Below are 14,150 nucleotides of genomic sequence, written 5' to 3'. Positions count from 1 at the left end.
GAATTTTTCTATTTCCACAACTGCCCTTATGAAGGTCTGTGGAAGGACAATCGCCGCCGCTTTTCCGAGCGTACCAATACCTGGGATGTACTCCACAAATATGGCCATGATTACAAGCTGATCTTCGTCGGGGACGCGTCGATGAGTCCCTATGAAATCACCCATCCGGGCGGTTCGGTGGAACATTTCAATGAGGAAGCCGGGGTGACGTGGATGCACCGGCTGACCAACACCTATCCCGCCGCCGCATGGCTCAATCCGGTACCGGAAAAACAATGGGGCTATTCACAAAGCGTTAAAATCATCCGCGAACTGATGAATGACCGGATGTATCCGCTGACGGTCGATGGCCTGAGCGATGCGATGAAGGAATTGACCCGCAAGCAGGGTTAGTTTTCAACCGCCAACAGGGTTGTGCCATCATATTTCTCGGCGGCCGGTTCGAAGATTTCGCACATTTCGAAGTGCAGGTCTTCCACGCGAACGTCTTTCAGGCCGGAAAGCTTGAACGTTCCGATCTTGATTTCCTTCGGCGGTTGACCGTCTTTTTCAAGCGGCACGGCATCGACATACATTTCGTCATGCCGCGTGTAGAGAATATGCGGCGCCAGCTTGAAAATCGTATTGTTATAGGTCGCGGCCACACATTTTTTCAGTGCGACGCCTTCGAAAATTTCTTTGCTCGGTAACATGTATACAAATTATCAGATTTGGCACCAATTGCAATCACTATGTTGCAGTGCAGCATATCAATAGAGAAGATGGTCTCCCAGCATCTCTTCCCACGCCCGTTCGTCCGGCGCGGCAATCGCTTCCAGATCCTTCGCGTTCGAAGATGGATTCTCGATCCACTCCCGCAAGGCCGGCCCACCGTTGATCACGTCGAAAGCCAATCTGCCTTCTTCATATTCATAGGGAAAATCCCGCCACAGTTCATATCCGGAATAGAGTGTTCCGATGGCTTTCAATCCCAGGGCCTGAAGCCGCCAGGGCCGGAAAGATGCGTGATCATAAGCCGGGCCTTCGGCATGAATCTGTACACCGTTGCACAATTGGCCCTGATGTTTGTGGAAAGTCGGTTCGAACCAGATTTCCCGCAAAACGCAGCCGTTCAGCCATTGCGGCGCGGTTCGCTGCATTTCCGCAATGACCGCACGCGCATCAATATCCGGCGCACCGAATAGTTCCAGGGGGCGCGTCGTGCCGCGCCCTTCGGAAAGCGTGGTCCCTTCCAGCATCACCGTTCCTGCATAGGCGCGCGCCATATTGACATTGGGCGCGTTGGGGCTGGGATTGATCCAGATGCGATCTTCCGGCCAGCCGAAACCGGGACCTTCCGGCTGCCATCCCTGCATCGGGATGACCTTGTAATCCACATCAAGACCCAGATGACTGATCAGCCAGTGCCCCATTTCCCCCATGGTCAGCCCGTGCCGCATCGGCATCGGCCCTGCCCCGACAAAACTTTCCCATCCTTGTTCGAGCAGCATGCCCTCGATGGGCCTGCCCGCTGGATTGGGCCGGTCCAGCACCCAGACCGTCTTGCCATGCTCGGCAGCGGCTTCCAGCATATATCGCAATGTCGTGATGAATGTGTAGATCCGGCAACCCAGGTCCTGAAGGTCGATCAGGATGACGTCGAATGTTTCCATCGATTCGGCCGTCGGACGCCGGACTTCGCCATAGAGGCTGAAAACCGGAATATTGTGAACCGGATCAAGAAAGTCCTCGGTTTCGACCATATTGTCCTGCTTGTCACCCCGCAGACCATGTTGCGGACCAAAGGCAGCTGTAAGATTGATCCCTTCCAGGGTCGCCAGCACATCAAGTGAATGCGTCAAATCGCTGGTCACAGATGCCGGATGCGCAAGCAGAGCCACCCGTTTGCCTGCAAGTGGCCGCCTGATTTCGGCATCCTCAACGAGCCGGTCAATTCCAAATTTCATCAACGTTCCGCCGCCTCTATTTTCAGTTTAAAGCAATCCTGATGGTGAAAATCCGGCTTAGCTTCGGGATGCGCCAAAGCCCAGAGTGATTTCTCTCCATCCTGCATTTCGATGACCGCGGACAGGCCCGCATCAAACTCATTCTGAATCCATATATCCGGTAATGTAAAACCGGCTTCCAGACCAATATGTGTGTCACTGAAATCCAGCAATATTTCTGGGGCTTGCGCCAGCGGGAGCGGAACCATTGCTTCCCGATAGCTATCAAAACCATAGGCCGCCCAGTTGCCCGAAGGCGAGAAGTTGAATTCGCAATAATGCTGTTTTCCCGGCTGCTTCAGAAACAGTTCAAAGCAGGTATTTTTCCACAAACCATCTGTGCGCTCCGGATGATCGAGACTGTCCGGCAGTTTGATTTGTTCAACCTTCCCGTCCACATGATATCTCAACCAGATCGTTCCAGACTCGGTCATCGACCATTCGACCGTGATCTGGTCGATGGCAGATGCCGGAGTTGATGGATGGCATTGCAAATTCAAACGCATATTGCGACTTTCGTTGTCCCCATGTAACGCACCAATCCATGACCAATTATCAATCTGACCTCCTGCGTCTACTGAATGATCGCGGCTATATCCACCAGTTAACCGATGCTGGCGCATTGGATAGTCTTGCGACGAAAAGCATCATTCCCGGCTATATCGGATTTGATGCTACCGCCGATTCGCTCCACGTCGGCAATCTCGTGTCGATCATGTTGCTGCGCCGTCTGCAGCAGGCCGGACACAAGCCGATCGTTGTGATGGGCGGCGGCACGACCAAGGTTGGCGACCCGTCCGGCAAGGATGAAGTCCGTAAATTGCTCGATGACGAACGGATCGAGGCGAATATTGCATCGATTCGGGCCTGTTTCGAACGCTTTCTGACCTTCGGTGACGGTCCAACCGATGCCATACTCGTCAACAATGCCGAGTGGCTGGACAAGCTCGAATATATACCCTTTTTGCGGGAGGTCGGGCGCCATTTCACGATCAACCGGATGCTGACCTTTGACTCGGTCAAGCTGCGGCTGGAACGCGAACAACCGCTGACCTTTCTTGAATTCAACTATATGATTCTTCAGGCTTATGACTTTCTGGAACTGTCGCGCCAATATGGCTGCACATTGCAGCTCGGCGGTTCCGATCAATGGGGCAATATCGTCAATGGCATCGAACTCGGCCGCCGGATCGACGGTGCAGAGCTGTTTGGTATAACGACGCCGCTGATCACGAAATCCGATGGCGCAAAAATGGGCAAATCGGTCGATGGTGCCATCTGGCTGAACGCCGACCGACTAAGTCCATATGATTACTGGCAGTTTTGGCGAAACACCGATGACCGGGATGTTGGCAAATTCATGCGTTTGTTCACCGATCTGGATTTGAATGAAATTGCCCGTCTGGAATCGATGCAGGGATCCGAAATCAACGAAGCCAAAAAGATCCTGGCAAATGCTGCCACGCGCTTGGCCCATGGCGAGAAAGCGGCGCAAGAGGCCGCGGATACCGCCCAGCAAACTTTCGAGCAAGGCGGTGCCGGTGGTGAATTGCCGGTCCATTTGGTTGGCTCGGATGAGATATCTATAATCGATGCCTTGGTTGGCATCGGCTTTTGTGCATCCAATGGGGAAGCAAAACGACTTGTCGCCGGTGGCGGTGCCCGCGTCGATGATGAACCCATCAAGGCCCCCGGGCATATGATTCCGATCATCGATCTGGATGTAAAAATTTCGGCAGGAAAAAAGAAGCACGGCCTGCTTCGCAAATCCTGACTTCTGCTTGAAACCTTCCGTTTACCAGCGTTTACCTTTTATTCTTGATCATGGGCTATTGTCGCACTGAACCATTTTATGGAGTTCGTGGGACATGACAAGTGCATCGCCTGAGACATCGCCAGATTCGCGCCGTGCGACGCGTTTCCCGGTCGATTTTGAAACCATTTGCGAAGTTCATCCTGTTCAGGAAATGCGGGTACGGATTGCCAATATTTCCGCCAATGGCATGATGGTGGCCGATCCGATCGACATGGCAAAGGGCGACCGGTTAATCGTTCGATTGCCAGTTGCCGGGCGTATCGAAGCCTATCTGGTCTGGTCCCATCAGGGACGCCACGGCTTTAAATTCGAACGAGTGATTAGAGAGCCGGATTTCGTCGCAATGCTCGACAAGATCAACAGCCTCTAGGCGCTATCCGCTCCGCAACAGACTAACGCCCCAGTCACGCTCGAACAGGTATAGCGCAATCCGCGCGGCCTGCCCTCTTTCGCTGTCCAGTCCGCCATCGCGGTCAAGCAACAACCGGGCATCATCGGTGGCTGCCCCGATCAGCTCATTGACCTGCGCCGGCGTGGCGACACGAAAGCCTGCATCGCCCGATTGCCGGGTACCCAATAATTCCCCTGCCCCGCGCAAACGAAGATCTTCTTCGGCAATCCGAAAACCGTCATTTGTCTCGCGCATCAGCGTAAGTCGCGCGCGCGCCGTTTCGCTCAGCGTTTCGCCGCGAATCAACAGGCAGTTGGATTTGACGCTGCCCCGGCCTACGCGCCCCCGGAGTTGATGCAATTGGGCAAGGCCGAAACGATCCGCAGCTTCGATGATCATCAGGCTGGCATTTGGCACATCGACCCCGACTTCGATAACCGTGGTGGCGACAAGGACCTTGATTTCGTCGCGCTGAAAACGACCCATAACCAGGTCTTTTTCGGGCCCCTTCATCCGGCCATGCACCAAACCGACCTGCTCACCAAATCGTGCCTTTAGGCCGGCAGCCCGGTCTTCCGCCGCCGCGAGATCGCTTTTTTCGCTTTCTTCGATCAACGGACAAACCCAGTAAGCTTGACCACCCGAAGCGATATGCCGGGCCAGGCCATCGACCACGTCTGGTAAACGTCGGTCCGAAATCACGCTGGTATCGATGGATTGCCGCCCCGGAGGGAGCTCATCGATACGCGAGACATCCATTTCACCATATTGGCTGAGCGTCAGCGTCCGCGGAATGGGCGTGGCGGTCATGGCCAGCAGATGCGGTGTCCGTTCGGCCTTTTGGGTGAGCAGAAGGCGTTGGGAAACACCGAATTTATGCTGCTCGTCAATGATCGCAATGGCGAGGTTCTTATATTGAACGTGCTCCTGAAAAATCGCGTGGGTGCCGATCAATATATTGATCGAGCCATCCATCAGTCCCATCAGGGTCGCTTCTCGTATCTTGCCCTTGTCGCGCCCGGTCAAAATCGCGAGATTGACCGGAAGGCCCGCCAGCAATTTTTGCAGACTTTCAAAATGCTGGCGTGCCAGAATTTCGGTCGGCGCCAGAAAGGCACCCTGATATCCCGCTTCCACCGCCGATAGCAGCGCCATCAGGGCTACCAGCGTCTTCCCCGAGCCGACATCGCCCTGAAGCAGCCGCAGCATCGGAGCGCTTTGTGCAAGATCGCCCTCTATCTCGGCAATGCAGCGCTTCTGGGCATTGGTCAGTTCAAACGGCAGCTTCATCTGGTCGCGAAGCCTGCCGTCACCTTGAATGGGGATTCCCTTCTTGCTTCGGTTGCTGGCGCGCACCAGCATGAAGGCCAACTGGTTGGCAAAAACCTCGTCATAGGCGAGCCTGTCACTGGCATCCGCGCTTTCGGTACTGTGCAGCGCGAAGATATGATGCTTCCAACTCATCCAGTTTTTCGCAGCGAGCTGGCTTGGTTCGATCCATTCCGGCAGCTCTGGAGCAAGCGCCAGCGACTGCTCGATCAATTGCCGCATGCGCGCATTGCCAAGCCCGTCGGCCAATGGATAAATGGGTTCCAATAGCGCGATGGCCCCGGCCTGCGCCGGCTCCAGCACCTGCTCAGGATGCACCATCTGGAGTTCGTCACCGTAACGCTCGAGCTTGCCGGAAATCACCTTGGGCTCCCCGAGCGGCAGCAACTTCTTGGGCCAGCCCGGATTGCGCCCGAAAAAGGTCAGGCTGATATAATTGCCTACCTTGTCCGTTGCATGGACCCGCAAGGGGCTGCGCGGGCCGCCGGTGCGATAGTCAACCGGAGTCACCTCAACGATGATCGTCTCGCCAACATCGATTTCATCCAGCTCATCGACGCGTTTCCGGTGCATCCAATAGCTGGGCTGATGGTACAGCAAATCCTTGACCCGAGTCAGCCGCAGCTTCTCGAGTGGCTTGGCCAGCACCTTGCCGACGCCCTTGAGCGACTGGGTTTCGCCAAATAATGGATTGAGTATATCGGGCCGCATGTCTATCCGCCTTTATACCCTCGCTGGTACATTATACCAGCCAAGTTGGAGCAGCAAATATGGATCGCGAAACAAGGCTGAAACGGCTGCAATTTCGCGCCTGGCATCGTGGCACCCGCGAAGCCGATTTTTTGATCGGCGGTTTTTTCGATCGCTACAGTCAGGACTGGTCAGAGCAAGAGATGGACTGGTTCGAAAAGCTGCTCGTCGAAGATGATGTGGATGTCATGGCCTGGGCGATTGGCACCTTGCCCGTTCCCCAAGAGTTTGGCGGTCCGCAAATGGACGCCATGCAGCAGCTCGACTATATCGATGCAACGAATTGACATTCGTGTCCTTTATCCAAAAGCGATTGTAAGTGTCTTATCTAGATAGATTATTGTCCTCCGAAAAAGGTATGACGCTGGCCGGCGTGCCAGCTGGCTATCGCCCGCTTTTTCTGTCGGAAATCGCGGTCCAGTCAGGGCGGCGCACGATGTTTGTCGCCACCGATGACGCGGCGATGAGTGCGGTTGTGGAAGCCGCCCGGTTTTTTGAACCAGGCTTGGAGATCATTGAATTTCCTGCTTGGGACTGCCTGCCCTATGACCGGGCATCCCCCGCGCTGCACACCACTTCGGACCGGCTTGCCGCGCTGGCCAAGCTGGCGCTCCCCTTCACCGGCCCACAGCTGGTGGTCACGACTGTCAACGCGGTAACCCAACGGGTGCTGGCACCATCGCGAATCAAGGAATTTGTCACCCGCCTCGCGCCCGGGACGGTTGTCGAACAGGAAAAACTAATCTCTTTCCTCTATGCCAACGGTTTCGTGCGCGTGGATACCGTGGCCGACAGCGGCGAATTTGCGGCCCGTGGCGGCTTGATCGATCTATTCCCGCCCGGTGCCGAACTACCGATCCGAATCGACCTTTTTGGCGACGAAGTAGAGACTTTGCGGCAGTTCGACCCTGCCGACCAGCGCACGGTTGGCAATATCGACGGCCTTGATTTGTTGCCGGTATCTGAGTTTCTGCTGGATGCCGACAGCATAACCCGCTTCCGCACCCGCTACCGTGATCTATTTGGCGCCGTTTCGACGAGCGATGCATTATATCAATCGATCTCGGAAGGGCGCAGACTGGCAGGGATGGAGCATTGGCTGCCGCTGCTCGAAGAACGGCTGGCCACTATTTTCGATTATATCGAAGATGATTGCATAATTTTGCGGGATGCGGCTGGTTCAGCCGCAACGGAAGCCCAATTTGCAGCCATTGCGGACTATCACAAGAACCGGGTTGAAGCCGACAAGGCCAATTTGTCGAGCTACCGTCCGCTACCGCCCGAAATGCTTTATCTGACGCGGGATGAATGGCGGTCGCGCGAGAATGATGCGCCCATCCATGTTCTGAGCGAATTTGACGAACCAGAATCCGACGCCGTCATGTCAATGTCGGTGTCGTCGCCCCGTGATTTTTCTCCGGAGCGGGCGCGCAACGAGAATATTTATCAGGCATTGGGCGCCCATCTAAACAGTCTGGCAAAGTCCGGAACCACTGCCATAGTCGCAAGCTATAGCAAGGGGTCGCGCGCGCGCATCTTTGATCTGCTCAAAGACCATGACGTAAAGACGGCCGTGCTCTGTGATGACTGGGATTCCTGCCTCTCGGCCAGCCCCGGGGTCGCCCTGACTATATTGCCGCTCGCGTCGGGCTTTCGGACAGACAGCCTGTCTTTACTCACCGAACAGGATATTTTCGGTGACCGACTGGTCCGCAAATCCAAGCGCCGCAAAAGCAGCGATGCCTTTATCGAAGAACTGTCAGCGCTCAGTCAGGGCGATCTGGTTGTCCATCTCGAGCATGGCGTCGGCCTGTATGAAGGCATCGTTTCCATTCCGGTTGGCACCAGCCCGCATGATTGTGTCCATCTCAAATATGCCGGTGGCGACAAGCTCTATGTTCCGGTCGAGAATATCGACGTTCTCAGCCGCTATGGCGAAGGCGGCGAGAGCGTTGTGCTCGACCGGCTCGGCGGCGAAGGCTGGCAACGGCGCAAATCGAAGCTGAAGGAACGCATCCGGGCAATTGCCCATGAGCTGCTAAGAACCGCTGCCGCTCGGGCATTGCAACCGGCGACGCCCGCCCGCGTTGAAGCCGCCGAAATGGCCGGTTTCGTGGATCGCTTCCCCTATCAGGAAACCGATGATCAGCAGCAGGCAATCGAGGAAGTGCTCGCCGACATGGCATCGGGCAAGGCAATGGACCGTCTGGTCTGTGGTGATGTCGGCTTTGGCAAGACGGAGGTCGCGATGCGCGCTGCTTTTGCCGCTGCAATGGCCGGAATGCAGGTTGCGATAATCGCACCCACGACCCTGCTCGCCCGTCAGCATTTCAACAATTTCGAAGAGCGTTTTCGGCCCTTCCCGATAAAAATCGGGCGACTATCACGTCTGGTTCCGGCCGCAGAGGCCAAAAAAACCAAGGAAGGCCTGACCAGCGGCGAGGTCGACATTGTCATAGGCACCCATGCCCTGCTCGCCAAATCCATCGAATTTCAGCGGCTCGGTCTGATCATCATCGATGAAGAGCAACGCTTTGGCGTGACTCACAAGGAACGCCTCAAGGCCATGAAGGCGGACGTCCATGTATTGACCCTCACCGCCACGCCTATTCCCCGTACATTGCAGATGGCGATGACCGGCATGCGCGAACTTTCGGTTATCCAGACCCCGCCGGTCGACCGGCTGGCCGTGCGCACCTACGTCATGCCGTGGGACCCCATCCCGCTGCGCGAGGCGCTGCTGCGTGAACATTATCGCGGCGGCCAGTCGTTCATTGTCGTCCCGCGCATCGCCGACCTCCCCGACATCGAGGATTTTCTCAAGAAACATGCAACCGAATTGACCTATGTCGTCGCGCATGGACAAATGGCCCCGGCAACCGTGGAAGAGCGGATGTCCGCCTTTTATGACCGCAAATATGATGTTCTGCTTTCGACCACGATTGTCGAAAGCGGCCTGGATATTCCCAGCGCCAACACGCTGATCATTCACCGCGCCGACCGCTTCGGCCTCGCCCAGCTCTATCAGCTCAGAGGCCGTGTCGGACGTTCAAAAACGCGCGCTTATGCCTATATGGTCACGCCCAAGGACCGGATCATCACTGAAAAGGCAGAAAAAAGGCTGAAAATTCTGGGTGATCTGGACAGTCTTGGCGCCGGTTTTGAACTCGCCAGCCATGATCTCGATATTCGCGGCGCCGGCAACCTGCTCGGGGATGAACAATCGGGACATATCAAGGAAGTCGGCTTCGAACTGTACCAATCGATGCTGGAAGACGCGATTCTGGAAGCCAAAGCCAAAGGCTCTGGCATGCCAGCCCGAACCGATAGCTTCTCTCCTCAGATCACGGTCGATGCCCCGATCTTGATACCGGAAGCCTATGTGCCTGACCTTTCCCTCAGAATGGGCCTTTATCGCCGCATGAACGGCCTCAAGACGCTGCCGGAGATCGAATCCTTTGCTGCGGAAATGATTGACCGTTTCGGAGACCTGCCGATCCAGACGGACAATCTGCTCAAGCTCATGCATATCAAGATGAATTGCGTGAACGCACAGATAGCGAAAATCGAAATGGGGCCGCGCGGCGCCTTGGTCACCTTCCACAACGACCGTTTCCCCAATGTTCAGGGCCTGCTCGACTATGTCGATCGCCTCAAGGGAACCGCGAAAATTCGGCCCGACAATAAATTGTTCATCGAGCGCAAATGGCGCGATCCCAAGTCCCGCCTGCATGGCCTGACCCAATTGACCACGGGACTATCGAAACTGGCACAACGCGTTTCTGCCTAGTTGCTGCGCAAGGCGAAGGCCTCAAATTCATCTGGCGAGAGCGGTCCGGAACGCAGGAAGCCCTGGAAATATTCGCAGCCCTGTTCCGCCAGAGTCTGAAGCTGAGCTTCGGTTTCGACCCCTTCGGCGATCACGCTGAGATGCAGGCTGTGCGCCATGTCGATAATGGACCGCACCACAACCTGATCCTTTGCCGAGCCGCTGATGTCGCCGGTCAGGCCACTGTCGATCTTCAAATAATCGACCGGCAGCTCCTTGAGATAAGACAGGCTGCTGTAGCCGGTGCCGAAATCGTCAATCGCTATGCAAATGCCAGCCTTTCGCAATCGGTGCAATTTGTCCGCAGAAGTTGCCAAATTGCCGATCAATTCGGATTCTGTGATTTCGAGAGTCAGATGGCGCGGTTCGAAGCCGGCAGTGGCGACCTGCCTCAGCATATCATCGACAAATCCGGCAGCCGCCAGATCGCCGGCCGTGACATTGATGGAAAGCCGCAAGAAACCAAGGCTTGCTGGCCAGCTGGCGGCCAGTGTTAACGCCTGCTTGTGAATTTGAGTCGAGAGAGACTCCATCACTCCGGCCCGTTCCGCGACGGCGAACAAGGTTGAAGCGCCCAACAGCCCATATTCGGGATGCTCCCATCGTGCCAAGGCTTCAGCGCCGACAAGCTGCCCCGTATCGATTCTTATCTGCGGTTGAAAGGCGATGACAATTTCGCCGCGGCCCATTGCCCCTGCCAGTTGATCCTCCAGCACCTCTTCCAGATGCACGTCAGCTTCCGAAACATTGCTGAAATTGATCGGCAGAGCATCCGCTGCGGTCGCTTCCGCAAGCGCCAGAACCGCTTTTCTGATCAATGTCTTTTCGCTGGAATTGCTATTTCCGATCGCGACCCCGGCCCGCGCAACCGGGTTGATCGGCCGACCCTCCAGCTGCAGGTCCTCAAAGATGCTGCCAATCAGATCATTGGCAAAATCCGAAATCTCGCTTTTCTGAATATTAGCGAGCGCGATCAAAAAATTCTGACCATCCAGACGCGCAACCAGATGCGGGCCAGCATATTGGCGCTGCGTATGATCCATCAGCCTGTGTCCGACAATCCGCAGCAGTTGATCCCCCGCGCTGCGTCCGAAGGCGGCGTTGATCATCCGGAAGTTTTTGATACCGATCGCAATCAGCGTCAATTGGCTTCCCTGCTCCAACTTCTGTCGAATCCACGTGCGGGCCGCTGCTGTATTCCGCAACCCGGAAAGCAGGTCCCGCCCGGTCCAGTCATCCACGTCCTCGTTGTTCGCGAGATATTCAATCCTGCCAAAAATGCGGCCATCTGCTTCGTGCAAGTGATGGATGACCGGGCGGCCATTGAACTGGTGCGGCACCGCTGCCTGTCTGGCGCCATCGCGCAGACGTCCCATCGCCCCTCGTACGCGCTTCTGTTCCTTGCGCGATAGCGCGCGGTAGATACCGGTCACGGGATATTTTCCAAAATCAATCTTACCAGCCGCGGTCAACAGGCTGTCGCTTATCCAATATTCGTTGACCGCGCCCAAGGTCATCGACCATTGCAAATCGGCAAATGTCAGCAATGACTGCTCATGGCTCGCGCGTTCGGCGCCGCCTCTGAAATTTTCGACATAACGATAGGCATATTTGATCGACTGGGCGAGATCCGCACCAGCATCGACAAAATCCAGATAGTGGGTTGCACCGAAATCAAAGCATTGCCCGATGATTTCTTGGCTTTTGCTGCTATCGACCAACGCCAATATCGCAATCCCGCCTTCGGTAGCGGTCCTGGACAGCTCTGCAATCGCCTTCAACCCTTTATCTTCGGCTCGGCGGACATCGATCACCGCGATCATCGCACCGGCTGAAAAAAACCGGGCCCTCAGATTATCCAGTCTGCGGGCCGAATGGACCCGCCAGCCAAAAGACGCAATTTCTGCGGCCAGAGGATCACGCTCGTGGAACGAAAGCAGAAACAGGTTCCTGAATTCTGCCGGATGCGCAGTCGGGATGGATGATATTTGGACCTCAAAACTCCTTGATTTAACTGGCCGGAACGCCGGTTTGCTAGCAGCCGCCTATCTTTTTCCGTAGCACGAAAACCTTTATAGGGCGTTGCCTGCCTATCCGGAAAACGCTAGCTCTATCTCATTGGATCAACATGAGGCGGCTAATGCAAGACGGTTTCGGACGCAAAATTGATTACCTGCGGATTTCGGTCACGGACCGATGCAATTTCCGCTGCCAATATTGCATGTCCGAGAAGATGACCTTCATGCCAAAGTCAGAGCTGCTGACACTGGAAGAGATCACCCTGATCGCCGAACGGTTCATCGGCCACGGCATCCGCAAAATCCGGCTGACCGGCGGCGAACCGTTGGTCAGACGGGACATGAAAGACGTTATCCAGCGGCTTGGCAGAAAAGTGGCCTCCGGCGAACTGGAAGAATTGACGCTGACCACCAACGGGTCATTGCTGACCGAATATGCTGACCATCTCGCAACCCATGGCATGCGGCGGATCAATGTCAGCATGGATACGCTCGACCCCGACCGCTTTTCTGAAATCACCCGCGGCGCCGATGTTAACGTCGTATTGGCTGGCATAGAGGCAGCCCAGTCGGCGGGTATCCAGGTCAAGATCAACATGGTCGCGCTGCGCGATTTCAACGAAGCAGATCTGCTGCCGATGGCCGAATATTGCGCGGAACACGGCCATGATCTGACGATTATCGAAACCATGCCGATGGGTGATGTCGGTGCGGATCGCAAACTCGCCCATATTTCCGCCGATGAATTTATGACGCCCTTGAGTGATCATTACTCAATCACCCCAATTCCCCATCGCAGCTCCGGTCCGGCGCGCTATGTGTCAGTCGAACCGCTGGGCCTGCGCCTGGGCATGATCACGCCGCTGAGCAATAATTTTTGCGATGACTGCAACCGGTTGCGGCTCACCACCGATGGCAAGATATTCATGTGCCTCGGTCACAGTACGCATGTCGACTTGCGCGCCGCGGTTCGCAAGGATGGCATCCCTGCCGTTGACCAACTGCTCCAACAGGCTCTAAAGCTCAAACCGCGGCGCCATGATTTCAATGCCCAGCTCGATGGGTCCGCAGAGATATTGGAGCGTCACATGAACGTCACGGGCGGATGAGCAAGAAAAAATGGGCACTGATCGTGTCGCCTACGCAGCCAGCGCAGGAAGCCGCCGAAAAACTGAAGCCAATGATCGACTGGGTCCCGCCCGAAGAGGCCGATCAGGCCGTTGTTCTGGGCGGCGACGGATTCATGCTGCAAACCCTGCACCAGATGCTCAATCGCCGAAAGATCATGCCGGTCTATGGCATGAACCTGGGCACGGTCGGTTTCCTGATGAACAACTGGCATCTGGAAGACCTGAGCGAGCGGCTGACCAAGGCCCGGGCGTTCAAGGTCAAACCGCTCAAGATGGAAGTAGAGACGATTTCCGGGGCCAGCTTCACCCTGCCCGCGATCAACGAAGTGTCGCTGCTGCGCGAAACCCGGCAAACGGCGAAGCTCGAGATCGAGATCAATGGCCGGGTGATGATGGAGGAACTGGTCTGCGACGGCGTGCTGATCGCCACGCCGGCGGGCTCCACCGCCTATAATCTTTCCGCCAATGGCCCGATATTGCCGCTGACCTGCAATCTGCTGGCGCTAACCCCGATCAGCCCGTTCCGGCCGCGACGGTGGAAAGGGGCGATCCTGCCGGACAAGATGGAAATCAGCATCCGCGTGCTCAACCCCGAAAAACGGCCGGTCAGCGCCGTCGGCGACCAGCAGGAAGTCCGCGATGTCAGCCGCGTCAAAGTGGCCATCGACCGCAGCCAGTCGCTGACCATGCTGTTCGATCCGGAACATGCGCTCGATGATCGCATCGCCATGGAACAATTTGTCGTTTGATGGCTTGCGGGACGCAAATGACATTGTTATAGGCGCGCTTCACCAACAAAGGCTCGGTCCATAATCGAGCTTGTTCCCCGATAGCTCAGCGGTAGAGCGTTCGACTGTTAATCGAAATGTCGTAGGTTCGAATCCTACTCGGGGAGCCATTTT

11 protein-coding genes, 1 tRNA gene and 1 pseudogene are annotated in these 14,150 nt (G+C 56.0%); 8 read left to right on the top strand and 5 right to left on the bottom strand.

Annotated elements, in window-relative coordinates; genetic code table 11:
* Positions 1-393: pseudogene (locus V7665_RS11420) on the top strand (VWA domain-containing protein); the annotation flags it as partial.
* Here V7665_RS11420 and V7665_RS11415 read toward each other — a convergent pair.
* From V7665_RS11415 to V7665_RS11405, 3 genes are read right to left on the bottom strand one after another with little or no spacing between them, the layout of a single operon-like run.
* A complete protein-coding gene (locus V7665_RS11415; RefSeq protein WP_335664665.1) occupies positions 390-692 on the bottom strand; it encodes a hypothetical protein in 303 nt (100 codons plus the stop codon). The pseudogene V7665_RS11420 and the gene V7665_RS11415 overlap by 4 nt on opposite strands.
* Before the next feature lie 57 nt (positions 693-749).
* Entirely contained in the window at positions 750-1,946 is a 1,197-nt protein-coding gene (locus V7665_RS11410; RefSeq protein ID WP_335664664.1) for an exo-beta-N-acetylmuramidase NamZ family protein, read from the bottom strand.
* Positions 1,946-2,608 carry a DOMON-like domain-containing protein gene (locus tag V7665_RS11405; RefSeq protein ID WP_335664663.1) on the bottom strand — a complete coding sequence of 221 codons (663 nt, stop codon included), beginning with the start codon at positions 2,606-2,608 and terminating at the stop codon, positions 1,946-1,948. The genes V7665_RS11410 and V7665_RS11405 overlap by 1 nt, the downstream gene beginning before the upstream one ends.
* On the opposite strand from V7665_RS11405, the gene tyrS reads away from it, so the two are divergent.
* Together tyrS and V7665_RS11395 are read left to right on the top strand one after the other, a co-directional pair.
* Positions 2,530-3,759, top strand: a complete 1,230-nt coding sequence (gene tyrS, locus V7665_RS11400; RefSeq protein WP_335664662.1) for a tyrosine--tRNA ligase — start codon at positions 2,530-2,532, stop codon at positions 3,757-3,759. The genes V7665_RS11405 and tyrS overlap by 79 nt on opposite strands.
* Positions 3,760-3,853: 94 nt before the next feature.
* Positions 3,854-4,171, top strand: a complete 318-nt coding sequence (locus V7665_RS11395) for a PilZ domain-containing protein (protein WP_335664661.1) — start codon at positions 3,854-3,856, stop codon at positions 4,169-4,171.
* A 3-nt stretch (positions 4,172-4,174) separates the two neighbouring features.
* On the opposite strand, the gene recG is transcribed toward V7665_RS11395, so the two are convergent.
* On the bottom strand, positions 4,175-6,232 hold the full coding sequence (gene recG / locus V7665_RS11390; protein WP_335664660.1) for an ATP-dependent DNA helicase RecG: 2,058 nt from the start codon (positions 6,230-6,232) through the stop codon (positions 4,175-4,177).
* 59 nt (positions 6,233-6,291) lie between these two features.
* On the opposite strand from recG, the gene V7665_RS11385 reads away from it, so the two are divergent.
* Positions 6,292-6,558: an FAD assembly factor SdhE gene (locus V7665_RS11385; RefSeq protein WP_335664659.1), complete on the top strand. Its 267-nt coding sequence runs from the start codon at positions 6,292-6,294 to the stop codon at positions 6,556-6,558.
* Between the two features lie 32 nt (positions 6,559-6,590).
* The gene (mfd, locus tag V7665_RS11380; protein WP_335664658.1) at positions 6,591-10,061 is read left to right on the top strand and encodes a transcription-repair coupling factor; all 3,471 of its coding nucleotides are present in this window, start codon (positions 6,591-6,593) and stop codon (positions 10,059-10,061) included.
* On the opposite strand, the gene V7665_RS11375 is transcribed toward mfd, so the two are convergent.
* The gene (locus V7665_RS11375; RefSeq protein ID WP_335664657.1) at positions 10,058-11,923 is read right to left on the bottom strand and encodes a putative bifunctional diguanylate cyclase/phosphodiesterase; all 1,866 of its coding nucleotides are present in this window, start codon (positions 11,921-11,923) and stop codon (positions 10,058-10,060) included. The genes mfd and V7665_RS11375 overlap by 4 nt on opposite strands.
* 305 nt (positions 11,924-12,228) lie before the next feature.
* On the opposite strand from V7665_RS11375, the gene moaA reads away from it, so the two are divergent.
* The 3 genes from moaA (at position 12,229) to V7665_RS11360 (ending at position 14,146) form a co-directional block, all read left to right on the top strand.
* Positions 12,229-13,227, top strand: coding sequence for a GTP 3',8-cyclase MoaA (moaA, locus tag V7665_RS11370; RefSeq protein ID WP_335664656.1), 999 nt, complete (start codon positions 12,229-12,231; stop codon positions 13,225-13,227).
* Positions 13,224-13,997 (top strand): NAD kinase, encoded by a 774-nt coding sequence (locus tag V7665_RS11365; protein ID WP_335664655.1) that lies wholly within the window; start codon positions 13,224-13,226, stop codon positions 13,995-13,997. The genes moaA and V7665_RS11365 overlap by 4 nt, the downstream gene beginning before the upstream one ends.
* A gap of 74 nt (positions 13,998-14,071) precedes the next feature.
* Positions 14,072-14,146, top strand: a tRNA-Asn gene (locus V7665_RS11360).
* The last annotated feature ends 4 nt before the right edge of the window (positions 14,147-14,150 follow it).

The sequence above is a fragment of the Parasphingorhabdus sp. genome (assembly GCF_036964675.1).
Classification (GTDB): Bacteria; Pseudomonadota; Alphaproteobacteria; order Sphingomonadales; family Sphingomonadaceae; genus Parasphingorhabdus.
This window is presented reverse-complemented; position numbering and strand designations above follow the sequence as displayed.

Excerpts from the sequence above, each read along its gene's own strand:
- V7665_RS11375 (WP_335664657.1), bottom strand. The coding sequence starts at position 11,923 with ATGATCGCGGTGATCGATGTCCGCCGAGCCGAAGATAAAGGGTTGAAG.
- V7665_RS11415 (WP_335664665.1), bottom strand. The coding sequence starts at position 692 with ATGTTACCGAGCAAAGAAATTTTCGAAGGCGTCGCACTGAAAAAATGT.
- V7665_RS11410 (WP_335664664.1), bottom strand. The coding sequence starts at position 1,946 with ATGAAATTTGGAATTGACCGGCTCGTTGAGGATGCCGAAATCAGGCGG.
- tyrS (WP_335664662.1), top strand. The coding sequence starts at position 2,530 with ATGACCAATTATCAATCTGACCTCCTGCGTCTACTGAATGATCGCGGC.
- V7665_RS11385 (WP_335664659.1), top strand. The coding sequence starts at position 6,292 with ATGGATCGCGAAACAAGGCTGAAACGGCTGCAATTTCGCGCCTGGCAT.
- V7665_RS11365 (WP_335664655.1), top strand. The coding sequence starts at position 13,224 with ATGAGCAAGAAAAAATGGGCACTGATCGTGTCGCCTACGCAGCCAGCG.
- recG (WP_335664660.1), bottom strand. The coding sequence starts at position 6,232 with ATGCGGCCCGATATACTCAATCCATTATTTGGCGAAACCCAGTCGCTC.
- V7665_RS11395 (WP_335664661.1), top strand. The coding sequence starts at position 3,854 with ATGACAAGTGCATCGCCTGAGACATCGCCAGATTCGCGCCGTGCGACG.
- moaA (WP_335664656.1), top strand. The coding sequence starts at position 12,229 with ATGAGGCGGCTAATGCAAGACGGTTTCGGACGCAAAATTGATTACCTG.
- V7665_RS11405 (WP_335664663.1), bottom strand. The coding sequence starts at position 2,608 with ATGCGCCAGCATCGGTTAACTGGTGGATATAGCCGCGATCATTCAGTA.